Genomic DNA, 19,878 nt, shown 5'->3' on the forward strand with positions numbered 1-19,878 from the left:
CAATTGTGGAAGAAGGAGGTGTGGCCCCGGGTAAAAGGCTCGCGGCGGAGCACGGGGCCTGGATCGTCTTCGAGGACGAAGCCGGCTTCTCGATGACACCGCCCCGTGCCCGCATCTGGGGCCGACGCGGACACACCCCCGTGATCCGGGTGAGAGGCAGGTCCGCCGCAGGACCTCGGTCGCCGCCCTGTGCTGCTACAAACCCGGCGAGACCAGTCGTCTCATGTACCGGCCCCGCATGCCTCTCCTGCTCAAGGGCGCCCGCAGGAGCTTCTCCCGGCAGGACTACCGGGACCTGCTGGTGCGTGCACACATCCAGCTCGGCGGCCCGATCGTGGTCGTCTGGGACATCCTCAACACCCACCTGGCCGCCGGGCTGAAACGGTACGAGGCCGAGCATGACTGGCTCACCACCGTCCGGCTCCCGCCCTACGCACCCGACCTGAACCCCGTCGAGGCCGTCCGGTCACTCGTACGCGGGACGATGGCCAACACCGCCTTCGCTACACCCGACGACCTCGACCACACACTCCGCCGAGAGTTACGCAGGATCCAGCTACGGTCCCGCCTGATCGACGGCTGCCTCACCGCCACCGACCTGCCCTTCACAACCCCGCCCCCACCCTGAAAAGCTCAGTAGCGCGCGGGAGCGGCCCTTTCCTGGACCCTCGCACAGCAGCGGTAGGGACGCTTGTCGGCAGGCCACGGCCGACCTTAGTGTCAAGATCACTTAGGTCAACGTCCCGTTGAAATCAGGTGAACATGCGAAGATTATGTCTTCTTGTGGTAGCTGCTCTGGCTGCCCTCATGGGTGTGGTGGCGCTGCCCGCCACGCCCGCACTCGCGGCGTCGGCCCCGCCGTCATCCACAGGCCAGCGATGGGCCCTGAAGGTCAATGGGCTGTACGTCGCCGCAGAGGTGAACGACTCCGGCGACCAGTACGGCAAACTCCGGGCCCGGTCGACGTCCGCGGGCAGCTGGGAAACCTTCTCCCTGCACACCGACCACATCGACAACGTGGGCTATGGCACGACGATCACACTGAGAAACGAGGAAAACGGTCTCTACGTCACCTCGGAGATCAGCACCACCGGCGCGCAGAGCGGAATGCTGCGAGCTCGAGGTACCAAAACCGGTTCCTGGGAGCGGTTTTACGTCATCCCGCAGGGAAGCCACCAGTACGCGCTGCAGTCCGCCGCAAACGGGCTCTACGTCTCGGCGGAATTCAACTACACCGGCGGAGACGAGGGATTGCTGCGCGCACGCTCCACGTCGATCGGCAGCTGGGAACGGTTCACCTTCGAAAAAGTCGGCGGCACGGGCGACATGTCAGTGCCGTCGGCGCCTACCGCGACGGCCTCCGGCCGGCACGACGTGGCTTCGTGGAACGTGTGCGCGAACAACAACCCGAGCACGGACTGCAAGCTCCAGTACGCCGATGCGGACACCGTCGCTACCAGCGTCGCCAACGACCTCGCCACCATCCCGGCCGGGTACCTGACCCACCGGCCGGAAGCGATCTTCTTCCAGGAAATCTGTGAAAAAGCGGTCAAGCCACTGGAGTTGCAGCTGGAGAACCAGCTCGGGGGCGGCTGGGACGTACGGTTCGCGCCCACGTACTACAAGGTCATCGATGAAAACGGATCGACGGATTCCTTCCTGATGGCCCAAAAGACCTGTTCGGACAGCAACCCCCCCAGCACGGACCGGGGCTCGTTCGGGATCGCTCTGGCGGTCAAGGACACCAACACCTGGTACCGGGGGTACACCCTTCCCTCCCCCGACGGCAAGGAGCAGCGTCCTGCCCTGTGTGCCACCGTCCCCGACGCCGGAACCGTCTACTGCAACGCACACTTCAGCAGCGGCTCCTACTTCGTCAACGGTAAACAGGCCGGAGACGACCCCCGCAACATCTACCGCCCCCAGCAGGCCGACACGCTGCGGTCCATCGTGGACGGCTTCCAGGCCGACGGATTCACGCCTTTCTACGGTGGCGACCTGAACACGACCACGGCGGATGTGTCGGTTCTGTCCAACCTCTACTCCTCGCACCAGGAATGCGGCCAGGCAACGCCGGACGCACCTCACACCGGAGCACCCACGGACGGAAGCAACAAGATCGACTACATCGTCGGGCCGGTCGGCCCGACGTACAGCTGCGAAGTCGTGGATCCGCAGCTTTCCGACCACCGGGTTATCCACGCCATCGTCACTTTCTGAGGCTGCTGATGACACGTCGGCACCGCTTCACCTGAGGTCCACCACTCCCTCTCTCTCGCTGGCGGCGCCTGTCGCCCCGGTGAGAGAAAGGGTGCCGGGGTCGCGCTCGCCACCGTGGGTACCGCCCCCGAAGGGGACGCTGGGGCACAGCCCCTAATTACCGAGGTTGAACTCGTGATGTCGTGGCGGGTCATGCAGGATTGATAGTCAGGCTGGTCTCGGCGAGGCAGCCGTCTATGAGGTGGCTGCGGTACTGGATGTGCCGTGGGCCGCGTCGGATGCGCTGGACGAGGTGCTCGGGGGTGCTGAAGGCGACGTTGGAGAGCCAGCCGCGCCGCAGCAGGGACCAGATGCCTTCGACGGGGTTGAGGTCGGGCGCGTAGGGCGGCAGGTAGTAGATGGTCAGCCAGTCCTGGCCTTCCGCCCACTTCTTCAGATCAGCGGCCTTGTGGACGTTGAGTCTGCCGGCAGCTGAATCCCGCCGTTCTGCACGCCGCGACCACGCGGTGAACTGGTCCCGGTGGCGACGCCGCCACCAAGCACGTGCCCAGTGTTGCCATTACATGCGGCGCGAGCACACGGTGGGTGGACACTCCAGAACAGCGGCCGCCGCGACCGCCACCTTCGTCCACCTGGTTCGCCTTGTTACTTCGGTTCATCGCCCCGCAGGCTGTCGCCGCGCAAGGCCTTGTCCGTGGCCCGTCCGATGACGGCAGTCGCTCCCGCGTCCACAGCCCCTCCGACGAGGCCTCCCAGGATCGGGACCGCCTTGGCGAGCGTGATCGCAGCACGCTGGGTTCCATACTTCGCGAAGAGGAAGAATCCGACCTTCTTGTTGATCGCCCGGAGCATCGCGATCGGGATCTTCTTGATCATCTGCTCACCGATCTTCTGACCGACCTTCACCCCGAAGGCGGCCAGCACGCTCTGCGCGCTCATCCCTATCGCGAGCATCATCACGACGGTCCGCACGTGTGGATCACGGATGTCCCATCCCCGAAGGTGCGCGATGGAACCGGCCATCCGCATGTTGACAGTGAAGGACGCGGCCACGTTCGCAGGGATCGTCACGCCTGCGGTGAGGAGACCTCCGAGCCCGGTGACGAACCCCTGGGTCCCAGCCGCGGCCACGGACTCCTTGATGAGGCGGGCGACGACCGCATCGATGTCATCCTTCATGTCATCAGGGGAACGGCGCTCATCGTCGCCGGGTGCCCTGTAATCGGCGCCCTGCCGACGCGAAAGACGGTCCTCGGCCCAGGTCACCGACCCCGTGAGTGGCCCAACACCGTGCACCATGACCTTCTCCGCGAGATCGGCGACCCACTTCCCGGCCTTCTCGGCCCCTCCTTCATCAGGAGTCTTCACGCCAACCATCCCAGCCCCTTCCGCGAGTGCCCCATCGATGGGCACCCCGCACTGCTAGGGCGCGTATTTAGTCGCGATCATGCGGGGCCCTGGGTGAGGACCACAGCACCTCATCCGGCCTTCTCCTCCTCGGTGCCGGCCTTCTTCAGGGCGGTGATGACGTCCTCGCCAGGTATCACCCCACTACGGCCCAGCGACTCCCCAGATGCCAAAGAAAGCATTGACATCCTCAGAAGCCAAAGTATTCTTTGACATGTGGAACTCACTGATCCCAAGGCGATCCGGGCCCTGGCCCACCCTCTCCGGCTTGATCTGCTGGAGCTGCTGACCGCGACCGGCCCGGCTACGGCCGCCCACTGTGGCCGCGTTCTCGGCCACTCGCAGGCCAGCTGCTCGTTTCACCTGCGCCAGCTCGCGAAGTACGGCTTCGTCGAGGACGCGGGGCCGGGCAAGGACCGGCGTGAGCGGACGTGGCGGGTGCCGGACCCCCGTCCGGTCCTGCGGATCCGGGGCGCGGGCAAGGAGCTGGAACGCCTCGTCGTCGAGAGGGAGACCGCGGCAATCCTCGACTGGCTGGACCGAAAGGCCAGCGAGACCGCCGAATGGCGCGAGCAGGCCGACGTGGTCAGCGCCATCGCCGTGCTCTCGCCGAGGGAGGCCGCCGAGCTCAAAGCGCGGATGTGCGAACTGATCGAGCCGTACCTGCTCCGCTCCGAGTCCGACACGCACACGCTCCACCCGGGCCGGCGCGCGGTCCGATACTTCATGGCGGCGACGCCGCTTCCGCTTCTGGAATCCAGGGGAGACGAAGATGAGCCAGGCGATGACTGACCGTTCACTTGATGTCGCGTGGATCCATGGCGCGCCGGGCGAGGCGGCGATCCAGGTCCACCGCTACGACGCCGGGACGGTGATCCTGCGTCAGAGCAAGCGCGTCAACTACGAGGCACCGTTCCTGTTCCTGCTCTTCGGCGCGGACCGCGCCCTGCTGTTGGACACCGGCGCGACCGAGGACGCCGCGCTCTTCCCGTTGCGGGAGACCGTCGATGGGCTGATCGCCGAGTGGCTGGAGCGGCACCCCCGCGAGGGCTATGAGCTCGTCGTCGCCCACACTCACGGCCATGGCGATCACGTCGCCGCCGACGCGCAGTTCGCGAACCGGCCGTATACGACGGTCGTGGCCCGCGAGGCGGACGCGGTGCGCGAGTTCTTCGACTTTGGCGAGGAGTGGCCCACCAGCACCGTCCGCTTCGAACTCGGCGGGCGCGAGTTGACGATCCTCGGCTCGCCGGGGCACCACGCGGCGTCGATCACCGTCTACGACCCGGCGACGGGCATCCTGCTCACCGGCGACACCGTCCTGCCGGGGCGGCTCTACGCCTTCGACTTCCCGGCCTTCCAAGACACCCTCGACCGACTGGTCGCCTTCGCCGCCGAGCACCCCGTGACGCACGTCATCGGCTGCCATGTCGAGATGAGGAACGCGCCGGGCCGCGACTACCCGATCGGCTCGCAGTACCAGCCGGACGAGCGCGCACCGCAGATGACACCTGCCCAACTGACCGCCGTCCGTGACGCGGCCGTGTCCGTCGCCGGCCGGCGCGGGGTGCACCGGTTCGACGACTTCCTCATCTACAACGAGCCGCGCAAGCGCGACATGTACCGCCTGCTGGCCCGCGGCCTGACGCACAAAGCCCTCGCACGCCTCAAGCCGAAGGCGGCGGCTGGCCGATGAGGTGGAATTCCTCGCGGGTACGCCGCTACCGCTAGGGCGCGTATTTGGTGTGATCAACAGGCCCGGGTGAGGTGCTCGAGCCAGATAAGGTGCCCCCGAAGTCAGGCATGAGGGGGATCTCGTTGGAGCGACGGAAGCTGATCGGGATCGGGGCAGTGCTGGCGGTCCTACCCGCCTGGTGGACCCTGCGTCAGGTGGCGAACGGGGCCAAGGGGGACTGGCACACCGACGCCACACCGCTGGAGCGGGCGTTCCCACTGCTGGGCCCGCTCACCGACGCCAAGTGGGTGAGCAGCCGAGACAACGCTCGGGGCACACCTTCGCCGGAGCTGGTGATCTCGGGCTTCGCCCGGCTGACACCGGGGAAACTTGCCGAGCTGACGGCGGCCCACGCCTTCGTCTCCGAGGGGCCTGCCGATGACTTCTCCTCGTGGTTCGAGAAGCCGCTCAAGGGCGAGGGGCCGGAGAACCCCCAGTGGATCCGGTCGCACGAGCTCGACCGCGATGGCAGCGGCTACTCCACCAAACTGTGGTTTGACCGTCGCAGCGACACCGTCCGCTTCTGGGCACTCAACCCGTACGGCTAGGGCGCGTCGATTGTGATCAATGGGCTGCCCGCGTGAGATCCCTGATCCAGATCATCGAGGCGCGCAGGTGGAGTCCGGCGAGGTAGCTGTCTGGGGTCTTGTCGTATCGGGTGGCGATGCCTCGCCAGGCTTTCAGTTTGTTGATCAGGCGCTCGACGGTGTTCCGCTCCTTGTAGAGGTTCGCGTCGTGACTGACGGGCCGGCCGCCCCTGAAGCCCTTCTTCTTCCGGTTGGCGGCCTGGTCCTTCTTCTCCGGGATGACCGCCTTGATGCAGCGTTTGCGCAGGTGGGCGCGGTTGCCGCGGGAGGAGTAGGCCTTATCGGCGGCGACCGCGTCCGGCCGGGTGCGGGGGCGGCCGATGGGCCCGCGGACTCGTATCTTCCTGAGCACGGGGATGAACTGCGGGCTGTCCGCGGCCTGGCCCGTGGTCAGGACGAACGCCAGCGGGCGGCACTTGCGGTCGGCGGCGAGGTGGACCTTGCTGGTCTGCCCACCCCTGGAACGTCCGAGGAGGGCGGCCTTCAGCCGGAGTTTTCGCCGACGCCGGAGGCGTCGTCGCTCCTCCCGCTCGGGATCGCTCGTGGCGTCCTGCCCGTATTGTTCTTCGAGGTTGCCCCTTTTGACCTGGCCTTCTCCTCCTCGGCCGCAGCCTTCTCCAAAGCGGTGATGACGTCCTGGCCCAGGTGCATCCCGGCAGCGTCGTGGTGAGCCCTGGCGGTGGTGGAGTCGATGCTGACCAGGGAAAGGTCCACCTCGCCCCGCTTCGCGGCTTCCGCGATCAGGCCCTCCAGCAGGGCCTCGAAGACGCCTGCGTCACGCCACTGCCGGAAGCGGTTGTGCACGGTCGACCAGGCGCCGAACTCCTGCGGCATCTCCCGCCACTGCCCGCCGGTCTTGAACCGCCAGATCACACCCTCGAACTGCTGCCGCAGCCGCTCGGGGTACGGACCGTACTCGCCGATCGGCAGGTACAGCCCGATGAACTCCCACTCATCATCCGTCAGTTGCACTCGCGTCACGCAAGAAGATCTACCGCTCCAGGCCCCACCGCGAGGGCAAATCCCGCACATTGATCACGACTCAATACGCGCCCTAGGGGGCAGGAGAAGGATTCCGGTCGCAGACACCCCCGGCAACGGGTCGGGCGGTTGAAGCCGCATCCCCCTCGCTACCGCCCGTCCACCCCTTCGCGCCGCGATGTCCTTCGCCGCGCCACCTTCACGAGCTGAAGCGACTACAGCTTCGCATGCGGATGAAAGCCCCGTCAAACAGTGCTCGTTGACTGGTCTCCGTTTATTTCAGGGATGTTGAGCGGACCGTGCCGGCTACCCAGCCCCGCAGCCCGCCTCCACCAGGAACGGACTCGGCTCGCCCGACCACGACACGTACAGACTGTCGCGCGCTCTCGTGCAGGCGACGAACAGGAGGCAGCGTTCCGACATCATGTCCGTCTCGTGCTGCTTGGCGTCCAGCTCGGCCGGCGTCACCGCCTTCGCGAACGGCACGGCACCGTCATCGGCGCCGATCAGCGCAACGCAACGGAACTCGAGTCCCTTGAACGAGTGCATCGTTCCCACGCGTACGGCGTCCGCCGCACCCGCGGTGTCGGCGGACCGCAGCGGTACGGCGGGGATGCCGGCGGCCTTGAGGTGGGTCACCACCTTGGCGCACGTCTTGTTGAACCGGGTGCTCACCCCTATCTCCTCGGCGCCGACTCCGGCGTCCAGCCACACCCCCACCTGGGCGACCAGCGCCGCGAGTTCGGCGTCCTCGTCCACCGCCGCGTGCACGGCCGGCCCGTCGCCGTGCAGCGCGGAGCGATAGCCGAGCAATGTGTCGTCGCGGCCCTCGTCCTCGAGCTGGGCGATGGGGCGGCCGATGAGCAGGGCGGTGGACCAGCGCAGGATCTCCTGGGTGCTGCGGTAGTTCTTGCGCAGCTTCACCGACCGCCCGGTGACCTTGATGCCGAGCGACTTCAGGGACACCTTCGAGTCGTAGATGCGCTGGTGCGGGTCGCCCGCGATGAACAGGTCGTCCGGGCGGGCGGGCACGGCCGCGCGCAGCAGACGCCACTGCGCCGGGTGCAGGTCCTGCGCCTCGTCCACCACCACATGCCGGTACTGCGGCCCTTTCTCCGCCAGCAGCCGAGCCGCCTCCGCGCAGGTCTGCAGCCAGGTGCGGGCCCCATCCGCGGCCAGGCCGTCCGTGAACCGCTCCACCGTCTCCCACACCAGCGGCCGTTCGGCCGCGGTCAGCCGGCTCCCGCGCCCACGCCGGTCCGCGGACTCGTACTCGGCGAGGCTTCTGATGTCCTGGGCGAGGATGACGTGCCGGTACTCCTGGGCGAGGAACTGTGCGCTGCCGGGGAACCCGGTCGCCTTGGCGGCCTTGCCCCAGCGGCTCTCCTCCTCGTTGTTCATCAGCGGCCGCAGCGCCACCGCGCCCGGCGCCTCGGCGACGACCCGGCTGGCGAAGCCGTCCACCGTCGAGATGTCCACCCTCTCGCACAGCTCCGGGGCCTCCACCAGCGACTCCAGGCCGGAGCGCAGCGCGTTGACGAGCGCGTTGGTGTAGGTGGTGAGCAGGATGCGGTCCCCGTCGCGCAGGTGCCCCAGCAGGTGCTTGACGCGGTGCAGGGCGACGACGGTCTTGCCGGTGCCCGGCCCGCCGGTGACCTGGGCGGGCCCCGAGTACGACGCCCGGTAGGCCACCTTGCGCTGCGAGGGGTGCAGGAACACCCGCCAGGCCGCGAACGGCTTCTCCAGGATGTCCCGCAGCTCCTCCGGCGCCGTGATCAGCGCGATGCGTGCCCGGGTGTGCCGGATCGCCGTCTCGTAGTCCCGCGTGTCCACCGGCTGTGTCGACGCCTGCAGGGCGGGCGCGACGATGTCCTGCCACACCTCCTGGATCGGGATCCCTTCGGCGAGGTACTGCAGCACCTCCCGCTGGTCCTGCGGCAGCAGCGGCGCGAACACCTCCAACTGCTCCTTGTCGACGAGCGACCGTGCCTGCCGCAGCGTCTCGTCGTCGATGCCGAGCGCCTTCAGGTCCCCGTCGGAGAACTCCGCGAACAGCCGCTTCTTCGGCGAGTCCTCCGCGACCCGCTCGTACGCCGGCGTGAGCTCGTCCAGGGTCGCCGCGTCCCGGATCTCGACGGCCCGCGTCACCTCGTTGATGCTGGCCTTCTGCTTCTTCGCCCAGGCGATCGCCTTGTCGTGCTGCATGACCCGCAGCAGGATGAACGTGTCCCCGGTCGGCGGGGCGAGCACCACACCGCGCCAGAACTGGTCGATGCGGATCGTCCGGATCTGCTTGTCCTTCGCGTTCGTCAGGCTCTCCAGCTTCAGCCCGGGATCCTTGAAGAGCTGATCGAGGGTGAGCTGGTTGAACTTCTCCCAGGCCTCCAGCACGCCCTTCCTGACCGGCGGCTGGAGCTTGGGGAGTTCGGCGAAGAAACCGATGTCGAAGGCGAGTTGCGGCATGAGGGGGATCCTAAAGGCCGGGCGGGGTGCGATGCGGGCGGAGTACCAGGTCAGGAGGAGACGCCGGGGCTGCCGCCGTCGAGATCCAGCCGGATCACGGCCAGCGTCTCGGCGACCTCGACGGTGAGTTCGTCGTCCGGGCCGAACACCATGCACAGGTCCTCGTGCAGCGGCTCCAGGACGTCGAAGGCGTCCGCGGCCCGGCCCTGCGCGAGCAGCAGCATGCCGATGTCGCGCCGCAGTTCCACGGCCGTCTCGCTCATGTCGCCGTCCACGGAGCGGACGACCTCGAGGACGTCGTGCAGCCCCGCCAGGGCCTCGGTCACCTGGCCGAGTTCACCTCGGCAGCGCGCCGCCTGGGCCCGGCTGTCCAGCGCCTCCTCACTGCCCGGGCCGCTCACCCGCCCGTAGGCGTCGGCGAGCGCCTCGAACTCGGGCAGCGCGGCCCGGTGGTCGCCCGCGAGCTGGCGGCTGACCGCCCGTCGCATGCGCAGCCCGAGGACCGCCTTGTTCTCCGAGCCGAGGGCGCGCGCGGCGGGCTCGATCATCTCGCCCACCACCTCGGCCGCCTGCGCGTACCGCTCCTCCTCCAGCAGCGCGCGGTAGTGCGCGTGGACCTCCCGGATCCGCTCCCGCAGCGCCTCCCGCTCGGCCGCGGGAACGGCGGGCGGCACACCGGGCCCGGCGGCGGCCCCGGCAGGCCGCGCGCCCGCGGCGCCGGCGCGCGAGCGGGGCGCGTACGGGCGGCGGAAGATCCCGGTCGGGTCGGGCGCCCCCGCGGGCCCCGCCTCCCCGGGCGCCGGCTCCTCGCCGGGCGGGGGCAGGAAGGGCCGCAGCCGCTCGTACACCTCCTGCACGTCCGCCGGACGCGCCTCGGGCGCCTTGCGGAGCAGGTGCAGGACCAGGGCCTCCAGCTCCGCCGGCACCTCGGCGCGCAGCTGCCGCAGCGGCGTCGGGTTGGCGTTGACGTGCTGCATCATCAGCTGCCACTCGCTGTCCCCGGCGAACAGCGGCCGCCCGCAGAGCAGTTCGTGCAGCACGCAGCCCAGCGCGTACAGGTCGGCGCGCGGCGTGACCCGCCCGCCGCGCACCTGCTCCGGCGCCATGTACTGGTGCGTCCCGAGGGGGCTGCCGGTCGCGGTCAGCTTGGTGACGTCCGTCCGCAGGATCGCCGCGATGCCGAAGTCGAGCACCTTCACCGTGCCGTCCCGGGCGACGAGGATGTTGCTCGGCTTCAGGTCGCGGTGCACCACGGGCACGTCGTGCGCGTACGACAGCACGGTCGCCACCTGCGCCGCCACGGCCACCGCCCAGCTCACCGGGAGCGGCAGCTCCGGGTGCACGTACGCGGTCAGCGGCACGCCGTCGACCAGCTCCATCACCAGGAACAGCTGCTCGTACGACTCGTCGAGCACCGCGTCGTACACCTGCGGCACGCCCGGATGCTGGATCCGCGCGGTGATCCGCGCCTCGCGCCGGAACCGCTTCTCGAACTCCTCCGCCAGGTGCGGCGACGCCACGGCCTGCGGGCGGATCAACTTCACCGCGACCGGCCGGTCCAGGACGGCGTCGTAACCCCGCCACACGTCCCCCATGCCGCCGTGACCGAACTGCTCCAGCAGCTCGTAGCGTCCCGCGATCCGCCGTGACTCCGGCACCTGGTCCCCGCCCCCGCCCCCGTCGAGTTACCGAAGTGGTCTTCGATGCGCTGGGAAGCAGTTTCGCGGGTGCGGGTTCCGCGCGTCCAACCGGGTTACGGGCGACCTACGTGATCAGGTCACGCGGGGTGGCGCGGTCGGCGGCGCACTCCGCCCAGACGGTCTTGCCGGGGCCGCCCGTGGCGCGCGGCGAACACCCCCACCGCTCGGCCAGCGCCTCGACGAGCAGCAGGCCGCGCCCGCCGTCGCCGTCCTGCGGCGTGGTGCTGGGAATGCGGGGGAGGCGTTCACCGCAGGTGTCGCTGACCTCGATCCGCACGGTGCCGGTGGCCGGGTCGGCGGTGAGCTGGACGTGGAAGTCCCGGCCGGCCACGTGTCCGTGCCGGACGGCGTTGGCGCACAGTTCCGCCACGACGAGGGTGACGACGTCGTGCGCGTCGCTGCGGTACGGGATGCCCCAGGCGTCGAGCCGGGTCCCGCACAGCCGTCGGGCCAGGCGGGCGCCACGCGGGGTCGAGATGAAGCACATCACGAACTTGTGCACCGTGAGGGGTGATTGTGCTGCGGTCATGCACTCACGGTGGCGTCCCATGGCCTAGCGTCACCAGGGGTGACGCGCTGACGCCGACCCTTCGTACGGGGCGGGTGGGCGCTCTGTACGTGGTGGTACGCGAGTACGCGGGGAAGAGCCGCACCCCCTGCGGCCGTGCTCGCCGGGCCGGCGGGCCGTGCCGGTCAATGGGCCAGGACAAGAACAAGGACGAGGACGACGAGGGCGACGACCGCCGCCCCTGCCAGGAAGACCTTCCTCCGTCCCTCCTCCGACACCCGCCGACGGACGCTGAGTCGTCCGTCGCTGCTTCGGAAGACGTAGAACTCCCGGTTGTCGGAGTCGGGAGGCGTCGCCTTGACGACCGTGAGCCGCTTGATCACGACCTCTCGCTCCTTCTCTCCCTGCCGCGGGCGCAGATGCGGTTCGAGGGCCGAGCGATGCTCAGGGGAGAGGTCGTCCGGAAGCGGATCGTGAGTGCCGAGCCGGTCCTTGTGCCAGCCGCCCGAGCCCAGTTCCGAGGCCACTTGCCGGGGCCGTGGGACAGGGGGTGGCACTCTCTCGGGCTGCGAGGTCCACTTGATCCGTCCTGCCGTCCAGGACGTCAGGTTCCCGTGTCCATGGCAGGTGCCGCACTCGACGGTGCCTGCCCCCTTGCACGGTACGCAGGGGATGCGCCCACTCGCCTCGCACTCCGGGCATCTGACCTTCCCCCAGCCCCGGCACCCGGGACACGCGCTGTCGGGTGTCTGGCAGGCCTCGCACTTCACCCGCTCGTCGGGTCGGTCGGCCCGGCCCGGCTTGGGCGGCCGGGGAGGGGTGCTGGGCAGGCCGCCGTGCTTGAGGCTCTGCGTGCATGCGGTGACGCCCTGGCACACGGTGCATACGCGGGCGGGCTCGCACGGGCGGTACTTCATGCCGTTGCAGTCGGCACACCGGCGCCGGCCGTTGCCGCAGTCGCAGTCGCAGGACCTGAGATGCACCGTGCCGCGCTTGACCAGTTCGAGCGGCTGGTCGCTGGGCTTCTCGTGCGGGCTCAGCTTGTAGTTCTCCAGCACGTCGTACACCGGTCGCTCCGAGAGGTCGACGGTGCCGGGCTCGTGCTGTGTCCCCTCGGTGCGTTGCTCGACGCACCGGATGACGGTGGCTTCCAGCAGGTGCAGGCGGGTGAGGTGGAAATCCGCAGGTGTCGGACCAGGACGCCTGCTCCGGCCGCGTGCCAGGAAGGCGTCGAGCGCCGCACGCACCTCGTCGTCGGACGGATCGTTGGGTGCCACCATGAAACTCGCTCCCCCCAAGTAGCGCCTCGCCCGCCCGAGACAGGGGCCGGACCGGTGCCGAGCGACCCCAGTGTGACGGGACAGGGCCCGCCGCGAAAGGGCGCGAAAGGGAGAGCTCATGTCGCCGCCCGCTCGTGCGGCGCACGCAGGCAGTCTGTGCCGGAAGCGGTGCTCACCAAGCCCGGCCGCCGCGGGCACGACGGGCAGCGCGTCGGCCCCCGGGGCGCGGCCGTGAGGGACGTGGAAGCGGAACAGCGGCAGCAGCGGCGGGAGGACGAGCCGGGACGGGCGTGGTGACCGCGTTCGGGCGGCAGTTGAGGCTGTTGCGGGTACGGGCGGGGGCGGGCGGGGCTCGGTGCACGCGTGGTGCACCGGGCCCCCACCACGTCAGATGTCGTCCAGCCCCTCCTCCCGGCGGATCATCCGCCAGGCCGCGCGGCGGGCGCTGCGGTCGAGGTTGGACTTGAAGTCCCGGTCCGTACCGAAGTACCGCTTGCCGAGGGTGTCGATCGTGGAGACATGATCCATCATGTTCTCCTCGAACTTCTTGTCGAAGACGATGCCGAAGTTCTCCTCGTCGTTGACGAGGGCAGCGGCCCGCACCTTCGGGTCCTTCTTCGTGGCGTTGAAGGCCGGGAGGACGTCCTCCTCGGTGAACTCCGTGCCGAACTTGGCGTTGAACCTCTCGATCAGCTCGGAGAGCAGTGACTTCTCGGAGTCCTTCGCGCCGCCCGCACCGTCCCCGAAGCCCTTCAGCTCGGCGGGACCCTCCGGGTTGAGGGACACGTCGTACTCGCCGGTCTTCTCGACGCGGAGGTGGCTGAGGTCCACCTCGCCTATGTCGACTCCGCCGTCCGCGAGACGGGGGAGCCGGTTGAGCAGGTAGCGCCCGTAGAGGTACAGGCGCTCCAACTCGGCGTCCTGGTACGGCACGATCTGCGCGAGGAAGCCGTACTTGCGGACGTAGTCGTTGAGGTTGGCCCGGAAGTCCTCGGCGGTCTCGACGTCGTCCTCCTCCTCGCTCTCCAGGAGGTGGGTGAAGCGGGTGACGGCGGGGGACAGGAGCCGGTACAACTCGGCGTGCAGCTTCTCCCACTTGGGCTGGGAACCGCCCGCCTTCTCCTGCGCCTCGAAGTACGCGGCGACGAACTCGTCCATGTCCTGCTCGGAGATGACCGGGGCGGACATGACGCGGCTCTGGGCCGAGTACAGGAGGTTGGGGTCGGAGGGCAGGGTCTGCGCCTCCTCGAAGTACGGGCGGAACGCTTCTTTGATGTCCTCGGCGTCGTTGACGAAGTCCAGGACGGCGAGGTCGGCCTGGGACTTGCGCTCGGCAGTGCGGTTGAGGCGCGAGAGGGTCTGCACGGCGGCGATGCCGGTCAGCGTCTTGTTGACGTACATCGTCGTGAGGAGCGGCTGGTCGAAGCCGGTCTGGTACTTCTCGGCGACGACGAGGATCCGGTACTCCTGCTGCCCCTTGCCGCCGGCCTTCGCGGCCTTGTCGTCGGCGCGGGTGTAGCCGAACGCCTTCGGCAGGGCGCTCTCCGACAGGCCGCCGTTCTCCTTGCTCTCGGTGGTCTCCTCGCCGTCGATGGTGAGGGACCCGGAGAAGGCGACGAGAACACCCAGGTCGGGGTACTTGGTGTCGTACTCGCGGTCGGCGATGTAACTGCGGATGGCGCGGGCCATCTGCACGGCGGAGTGGCGGGAGGCCGTGACCACCATGGCCTTCGCGCGTCCGCCGAGCCGGCCGCGGCTGTGGGCGACGAAATGCTCGACGATCACCTGGGCGTGCTGGGACACCGTGTGCTCGTGCATGAGCGCGAACCGGGCGAGCAGGCTGCTCGCCTTGGAGGGGTCGACCTCCTTCTCGTCACGGTTGAGGTTCGCGAGCTTCCAGTAGGTGTTGTAGGTGACGTAGTGGCGCAGCGGGTCGAGGATGAAGCCTTCCTCGATGGCCTGGCGCATGGAGTAGGTGTGGAAGGGGCGGTAGACGGTCTTGCCGTTCTCCACCTCTTCCGTGCCGAAGAGTTCGAGGGTCTTGGACTTGGGTGTGGCGGTGAAGGCGAAGTAGGAGAGGTTGCCGGCCCGGGAGCGCGCCACCGCCTTCGCCTTCAGTTGGTCGTCCAGGGTGACCGTGGTCGCGCCCTCGTCGTCCGAGTCGGCGTCCAGGCCGAGGTCGCGCAGGGCGGACTTCACGGCGGTGGCGGCGTCGCCGGACTGGGAGGAATGGGCCTCGTCGACGATGATCGCGAAGCGGCTGCCCTTGATCTCGGTGGGGTTGCGCTTGATGTAGTCGAGCAGCGCCGGGAACGAGTGCAGGGTGACCGTGACGATCTTCCCGGTGTCCCGGGAGAGGGCGCGGGCGAGCTGCTCGCTCTTCGCCCCGTGCTTCTCGTCCACCTTCACGACCAGGCCGTCCGTCTGCGAGAAGCTGCCGACTGTCGCCGAGAGCTGGGCGTCCAGCGCCCGGCGGTCGGTGATGACGATGACCTTGTCGAACACCGGCTCGCCAGGCTTGATGCGGCCGTCGGCGAGGGCGTCGGGGCGGAGAACCTGCGGGTCGGTGCGGGCGTGGAGGTCGCTGAGGCGGTGGGCCAGCCAGCCGATGGTGTTCGACTTGCCGGAGCCGGCGGAGGCCATGACCAGGTAGTTCTGGCCGGCGCCATGGACGGACGCGTGCGCGGTGAGCTTCCGGACCACGTCCCACTGGTGGAAGCGGGGGAAGATCGTCGACTTGGTGGTGCCCCCGCCGGGCGTCTTGTGCTTCTGCTGGTGCACGAACCGCTGGAGCAGGTCGAGCCAGTTGTCCCGCTGCCAGACCTGTTCCCACAGGTAGGAGGTGGCGTACGTGCCGTGGGCCGTGGGCGCCGGGTTTCCGGCCCCGCCGGGCTGGCCGGGGCCGTTCGAGCCGGTGTTGAAGGGCAGGAACCGGGTGCTCTTGCCGCGCAGTTGCGTGGTGACGAACACCAGGTCCGGGTCGACGGCGAAGTTCGCGATGACCCGCCGTGTGAAGATCAGCTCGGTCGGGTCCCGGTCGGTCCGGTACTGCTCCTTGGCCTGCTCCACGCCCTGCCCGGTCAGTGGGTTCTTCAACTCGGCCGTGGCGACCGGGATGCCGTTGAGGAACAGGGTCAGGTCGAGCCGGTGGCCCCAGTCGGCCTGCTTGGTGGCGTAGGGGAGTTCGCGGACGACGGTGAGGCGATTGGCGCGGTAGCCGTCGAGGACGGAGTCGGCGGAGATCAGATTGGGCTTGAAGTAGGCGACGCGGAGGCGCACGCCCCGGTCCTTGACGCCGTTCCGGAGGACGTGGAGCAACCCGTCATCGGCGATGGCCCGGTCGAGCCGCTGAGCGAAGCCACGCTGCGCCTCGTTGGGGTTGCCGCCGTAGACGGTGAGCAGTTCGTCCCACTCGTCGGGCTGGGTGGCGCCGATGAAGGTGAACAGCTCGTTGGTGTCGAGCCCGAGGTCGGGTCGGTAGTCCTCGGGGGCCGCCTCCCTCCAACCCCGCTCGCAGAGCGCGGCGACGATGGCGGACCCGAAGGAGGATTCGTCGTGCACGGCGCTCATACGGCTACTCCTTCAGTGACGTTGCGGCCGCTGGCGGTGGATACGTCGAACTGGCCGGTTACGGCGGCGGTGATCAGGGCCTGGCGGCATTCGGCCAAGAGCGTGTCCCGGCGTTGAAGGAGCGAACTATGGGTTCGAAGCTTTTCCTCCTTCTTGCTGAGCGCTGTGACGATCTTGTGCTGTGTGTCTGCGTCCGGCACCGGGATTTTGAGTTGCCGGATGGTCTCCTGACTAAGGTTCGGCTGTCCCGCGCCCACTGCCTGAGCCACAATCCCTTCCTTGTGTGCGCGGAACCAGTAGAAGGCGAATTTCTCGGAAACGCGTCCCAGCGACGTCAGTGCGCAACACGCCTGATTGAGGTATGCATCCATTTGTAGAAGGCCGACTCGCCCCTTGGTGGTTCCCTGTCCGTACAGGGCGACGACGAGCGATCCGGCTCGGCAGATTTTCAAAGCCGAGAAGTCGGTTAGCGCCTCGGCGGAAACATGCTTGCCTGATGAAAGGACAGGAGCGTCCTTGATGTCGGAGCTGTTTACCCACGGATAAGGTCCGTCGAAGTAATCAGCGCGGCTAGAGGTAGGAGTAGTCCCACTCGATGTCCTGAACTCGTATCCGATCCTGGACAGCCCCCACCCCGCATTTACACGGGGCATCCAGGGAACTCGCGTCTCGATTTCCTCGTCGGATTTCCCTGTCGTCCACTGTCGCATCTGCTCGCCAAATCGTTCTTGGACGAGTTCGATCTGTCGCTGTGTCAGCGCACGCAGGCGGTCGATCTGGGCAGTATGGGCATCGAGGAAGTCGGCGATGCGGCGCTGCTCTGCCTGTGCTGGGTAAGCCCAACGCGAGGTAAACAAGGCTGCAGTGTCGAGGTTCTGGATGCCAGTTGTTTGCTTGATTGCAGCCTCCGTCAGACCTTGTCCGTATGCGACGGCGAACACGTAGGTCAGGAAGCGGCTGTCAACGTTGGCAGACGGCTTGATGCGCGCGCAGAAGTTCGAGCAGACCGCCTTATCGATGCCGGTGAACAGGACAGCCATTCCCACAGGCTGCTTTTCACCGCCTCCTGACTTCTCAAGGATGAGGTCACCGGGGCGCAGGAGATGCTGGCGAAGAGATGACGGCTCCACGTAGCGCAGCGGTGCGTTGGAGAGGTCTGCGCGTCGGCTTATGCGATCGAAGTCTGCGGCGCGGACGCAGCGGACGTTATCGCCGTCTTGGGTGGGATCGCTCCCCCAAGTGCCGTTCGTTGCCGAGGAAAGGAGATCCTTGATGCGCCCGCGAGTCCAGTGAGCGGGTGCTGTGTCCAGCCACTGATCCGCGGTGGTCATTCTGTAACCTCCTCCAGGAGGCGCTGAATTTTCGCCTCGAGTTCCTTCAACTCCGCATCGATCTCGCTCAACGGCCGCGGCGGCTCATACACGTAGAAGTGTCGCGTGAACGGAATCTCGTACCCGATTTTTGTCTTACTGTGGTCGATCCACGCATCCGGAACATGCGGATGAACTTGCCGCTCCAGGTACTCCTCGACGTCCTCTCCCAACGGCACGTTCTCGTAGTCCCGAAGGTCAGCGTCCGGCTCAGGCTCGCCCTTGACGCGCTGCACCTCGCCCTCCGGGTCCCGCACCCCGACAACCTCACGCAGCGCCTTGTTGAACGGCGCCCCCGTCGGCCACGTCCCGCCGGCCTGTACCACCGCGTCCTTCAACGCGAGCCAAGCCTCCTGCTTCGTGCCCCAGCTCGACCCCATCAGGGACTTGAAGGCGTCGGCCATGACCGGAGCCTGCGGCAGCTTCTGGATCGCCTTCGACGTCTCCAGCGCCGCCAGCGTCTCCTCCGTCACCTCGAACCGCAGCTTCAGCGGACGCTCCACCGTGATCCGCTGGAAGCCGAAGTCCCGGTTGGCGAAGACCTTCACCTTGCCGTGTTGCGGGTGCTCCGCGTCCCCCGCAACGGCCAGGGCCTCGCCGTACAGCTTGACCACCGTCGCGATGTGGTCCTTGCCCAGCGCCTTGCGCTTGTCGCCCAGCGACTTGCGCATCTTCTGCCACTGGTCACGGGCGTCCAGCAGGACGACCTTGCCCTTGTGGTCCGGGCTCTTGCGGTTGGTCAGGATCCAGAAGTACGTCGAAATGCCGGTGTTGTAGAAGAGTTGGTCGGGCAGGGCGACGACGCCCTCCAGCCAGTCGTTCTCCAGGATCCAGCGGCGGATCTCCGACTCACCCGAGCCGGCCGCGCCCGTGAACAGCGGCGAGCCGTTGAAGACGATGGCGAGCCGTGAGCCACCCCCGCCGTTCACGTCCACCGGCTTCATCTTGTCGATCATGTGCTGGAGGAACAGCAGCGAGCCGTCGTTGATGCGCGGCAGCCCCGCGCCGAAGCGGCCGGCCTCGCCGAGCGCCTTGTGCTCGTGCTCGACCTCGTCCTTGACCTTCTTCCACTCCACGCCGAACGGCGGGTTGGCCAGCATGTAGTCGAAGGACTTCCGCGCATGGCCGTCGTCGGAGAAGGAGTTGCCGAAGGCGATGTTGTCCGGGTCCTGGCCCTTGATCATGAGGTCGGACCGGCAGATCGCCCACGACTCGGGGTTGAGCTCCTGCCCGTACACCTCCACCGTGGCGTCCGGGTTCAGCTCCTTGATCAGGTCGTCCATCGCGGAGAGCATGCCGCCCGTACCGCAGGCCGGGTCGAGGACCGTGCGCACCGCACCCGGCAACTGCAACGCGTCGCCGTCCGGCGCGACCAGCAGCCGCACCATGAGCTGGATGACCTCACGCGGAGTGAAGTGCTCACCGGCCGTCTCGTTCGACTGCTCGGCGAAGCGGCGGATCAGCTCCTCGAAGATGTAGCCCATGTTGTGGTTGGGCACGGCCTCGGGGCGCAGATCCAGGTCCGTGAACTTGCCGATGACCTGGTAGAGCAGCCCGGCGCCGTCAAGCCGCTTGATCTGCTGCGCGAACTCGAAACGGTCCAGCACACCCCGCGCGTTGTCCGAGAACGCCCCCACGTACACCATGAGGTTCTTCGCCGCGTTCTGCGGGTCGTCCGCGATCTTCTTCAGGGTCAGGCTGGACCGGTTGTAGAAGGAGTGGCCCGAGGCCCGGCGCAGGAAGCGGTCCGGGTCGATGCCGCTGTCCTTGTGCTGCTCCGCGATCTCCGCGACCTTCTCGCGGGTCGGCGCCAGCACGCACTCCAGCCGCCGCAGCACCGTGAACGGCAGGATGACCTTGCCGTAGTCGGACTGCTTGTAGTCCCCCCGCAGGAGGTCGGCGACGGACCACGCGTGGTTCGCCAACTCCGTGTGCTTACTGCTGTTCAACTGGATCCCCGGATTCCTTCCGAAATGTCCCAACCCCCACCGCCCGGGCCGAGCCGAGCCGAGTCGATCGGCCAGCCGGCCGGGACGGTCCGACAAGCGTCGTCTATG

General features: G+C 68.0%; 12 protein-coding genes and 3 pseudogenes. 5 read left to right on the forward strand and 10 right to left on the reverse strand.

Annotated elements, in window-relative coordinates; translation table 11 throughout:
* Positions 1–92: 92 nt before the first annotated feature.
* Positions 93–628, forward strand: a pseudogene (locus tag K7G59_RS30655) (transposase).
* Positions 629–807: 179 nt separating this feature from the next.
* Positions 808–2,220, forward strand: a complete 1,413-nt coding sequence (locus tag K7G59_RS30660; protein ID WP_225839941.1) for an endonuclease/exonuclease/phosphatase family protein — start codon at positions 808–810, stop codon at positions 2,218–2,220.
* Between the two features lie 190 nt (positions 2,221–2,410).
* Here the strand turns inward: K7G59_RS30660 and K7G59_RS30665 are convergent.
* Positions 2,411–2,680: pseudogene (locus K7G59_RS30665) on the reverse strand (transposase); the annotation flags it as partial.
* Positions 2,681–2,865: 185 nt separating this feature from the next.
* Positions 2,866–3,597 (reverse strand): EcsC family protein, encoded by a 732-nt coding sequence (locus K7G59_RS30670; protein ID WP_225839942.1) that lies wholly within the window; start codon positions 3,595–3,597, stop codon positions 2,866–2,868.
* A 246-nt stretch (positions 3,598–3,843) separates the two neighbouring features.
* Here K7G59_RS30670 and K7G59_RS30675 point away from each other — a divergent pair, with 246 nt between their 5' ends.
* The 3 genes from K7G59_RS30675 (at position 3,844) to K7G59_RS30685 (ending at position 5,910) form a co-directional block, all read left to right on the forward strand.
* Positions 3,844–4,419: a helix-turn-helix domain-containing protein gene (locus K7G59_RS30675; RefSeq protein ID WP_225839943.1), complete on the forward strand. Its 576-nt coding sequence runs from the start codon at positions 3,844–3,846 to the stop codon at positions 4,417–4,419.
* Complete coding sequence (locus K7G59_RS30680) at positions 4,412–5,323, forward strand: MBL fold metallo-hydrolase (RefSeq protein ID WP_225839944.1); 912 nt, start codon at positions 4,412–4,414, stop codon at positions 5,321–5,323. Before K7G59_RS30675 ends, K7G59_RS30680 begins: the two co-directional genes overlap by 8 nt.
* Before the next feature lie 122 nt (positions 5,324–5,445).
* Positions 5,446–5,910: a hypothetical protein gene (locus tag K7G59_RS30685; RefSeq protein ID WP_225839946.1), complete on the forward strand. Its 465-nt coding sequence runs from the start codon at positions 5,446–5,448 to the stop codon at positions 5,908–5,910.
* Between the two features lie 16 nt (positions 5,911–5,926).
* On the opposite strand, the pseudogene K7G59_RS30690 reads toward K7G59_RS30685, so the two are convergent.
* The 8 genes and pseudogenes from K7G59_RS30690 to K7G59_RS30725 form a co-directional block, all read right to left on the reverse strand.
* Positions 5,927–6,930 (reverse strand): annotated as a pseudogene (locus tag K7G59_RS30690) (IS5 family transposase).
* Positions 6,931–7,236: 306 nt separating this feature from the next.
* Complete coding sequence (locus K7G59_RS30695; protein WP_225839948.1) at positions 7,237–9,393, reverse strand: UvrD-helicase domain-containing protein; 2,157 nt, start codon at positions 9,391–9,393, stop codon at positions 7,237–7,239.
* A gap of 50 nt (positions 9,394–9,443) precedes the next feature.
* The gene (locus K7G59_RS30700) at positions 9,444–10,988 is read right to left on the reverse strand and encodes a protein kinase (protein ID WP_374114310.1); all 1,545 of its coding nucleotides are present in this window, start codon (positions 10,986–10,988) and stop codon (positions 9,444–9,446) included.
* Positions 10,989–11,157: 169 nt separating this feature from the next.
* Positions 11,158–11,622, reverse strand: a complete 465-nt coding sequence (locus K7G59_RS30705) for an ATP-binding protein (protein WP_225839952.1) — start codon at positions 11,620–11,622, stop codon at positions 11,158–11,160.
* Positions 11,623–11,786: 164 nt separating this feature from the next.
* Positions 11,787–12,881: a hypothetical protein gene (locus K7G59_RS30710; RefSeq protein ID WP_225839954.1), complete on the reverse strand. Its 1,095-nt coding sequence runs from the start codon at positions 12,879–12,881 to the stop codon at positions 11,787–11,789.
* 387 nt (positions 12,882–13,268) lie between these two features.
* Positions 13,269–16,451 (reverse strand): type I restriction endonuclease subunit R, encoded by a 3,183-nt coding sequence (locus tag K7G59_RS30715; RefSeq protein ID WP_225839956.1) that lies wholly within the window; start codon positions 16,449–16,451, stop codon positions 13,269–13,271.
* Positions 16,448–17,782, reverse strand: a complete 1,335-nt coding sequence (locus tag K7G59_RS30720; protein ID WP_225839957.1) for a restriction endonuclease subunit S — start codon at positions 17,780–17,782, stop codon at positions 16,448–16,450. Before K7G59_RS30720 ends, K7G59_RS30715 begins: the two co-directional genes overlap by 4 nt.
* Positions 17,779–19,770, reverse strand: coding sequence for a class I SAM-dependent DNA methyltransferase (locus tag K7G59_RS30725; protein WP_225839958.1), 1,992 nt, complete (start codon positions 19,768–19,770; stop codon positions 17,779–17,781). Before K7G59_RS30725 ends, K7G59_RS30720 begins: the two co-directional genes overlap by 4 nt.
* Positions 19,771–19,878 lie beyond the last annotated feature (108 nt).

Source organism: Streptomyces sp. NK08204, from assembly GCF_020400585.1.
GTDB lineage: Bacteria > Actinomycetota > Actinomycetes > Streptomycetales > Streptomycetaceae > Streptomyces.

Excerpts from the sequence above, each read along its gene's own strand:
- K7G59_RS30680 (WP_225839944.1), top strand. The coding sequence starts at position 4,412 with ATGACTGACCGTTCACTTGATGTCGCGTGGATCCATGGCGCGCCGGGC.
- K7G59_RS30695 (WP_225839948.1), bottom strand. The coding sequence starts at position 9,393 with ATGCCGCAACTCGCCTTCGACATCGGTTTCTTCGCCGAACTCCCCAAG.
- K7G59_RS30705 (WP_225839952.1), bottom strand. The coding sequence starts at position 11,622 with ATGACCGCAGCACAATCACCCCTCACGGTGCACAAGTTCGTGATGTGC.
- K7G59_RS30700 (WP_374114310.1), bottom strand. The coding sequence starts at position 10,988 with ATGGGGGACGTGTGGCGGGGTTACGACGCCGTCCTGGACCGGCCGGTC.
- K7G59_RS30710 (WP_225839954.1), bottom strand. The coding sequence starts at position 12,881 with ATGGTGGCACCCAACGATCCGTCCGACGACGAGGTGCGTGCGGCGCTC.
- K7G59_RS30715 (WP_225839956.1), bottom strand. The coding sequence starts at position 16,451 with ATGAGCGCCGTGCACGACGAATCCTCCTTCGGGTCCGCCATCGTCGCC.
- K7G59_RS30660 (WP_225839941.1), top strand. The coding sequence starts at position 808 with ATGGGTGTGGTGGCGCTGCCCGCCACGCCCGCACTCGCGGCGTCGGCC.
- K7G59_RS30720 (WP_225839957.1), bottom strand. The coding sequence starts at position 17,782 with ATGACCACCGCGGATCAGTGGCTGGACACAGCACCCGCTCACTGGACT.
- K7G59_RS30670 (WP_225839942.1), bottom strand. The coding sequence starts at position 3,597 with ATGGTTGGCGTGAAGACTCCTGATGAAGGAGGGGCCGAGAAGGCCGGG.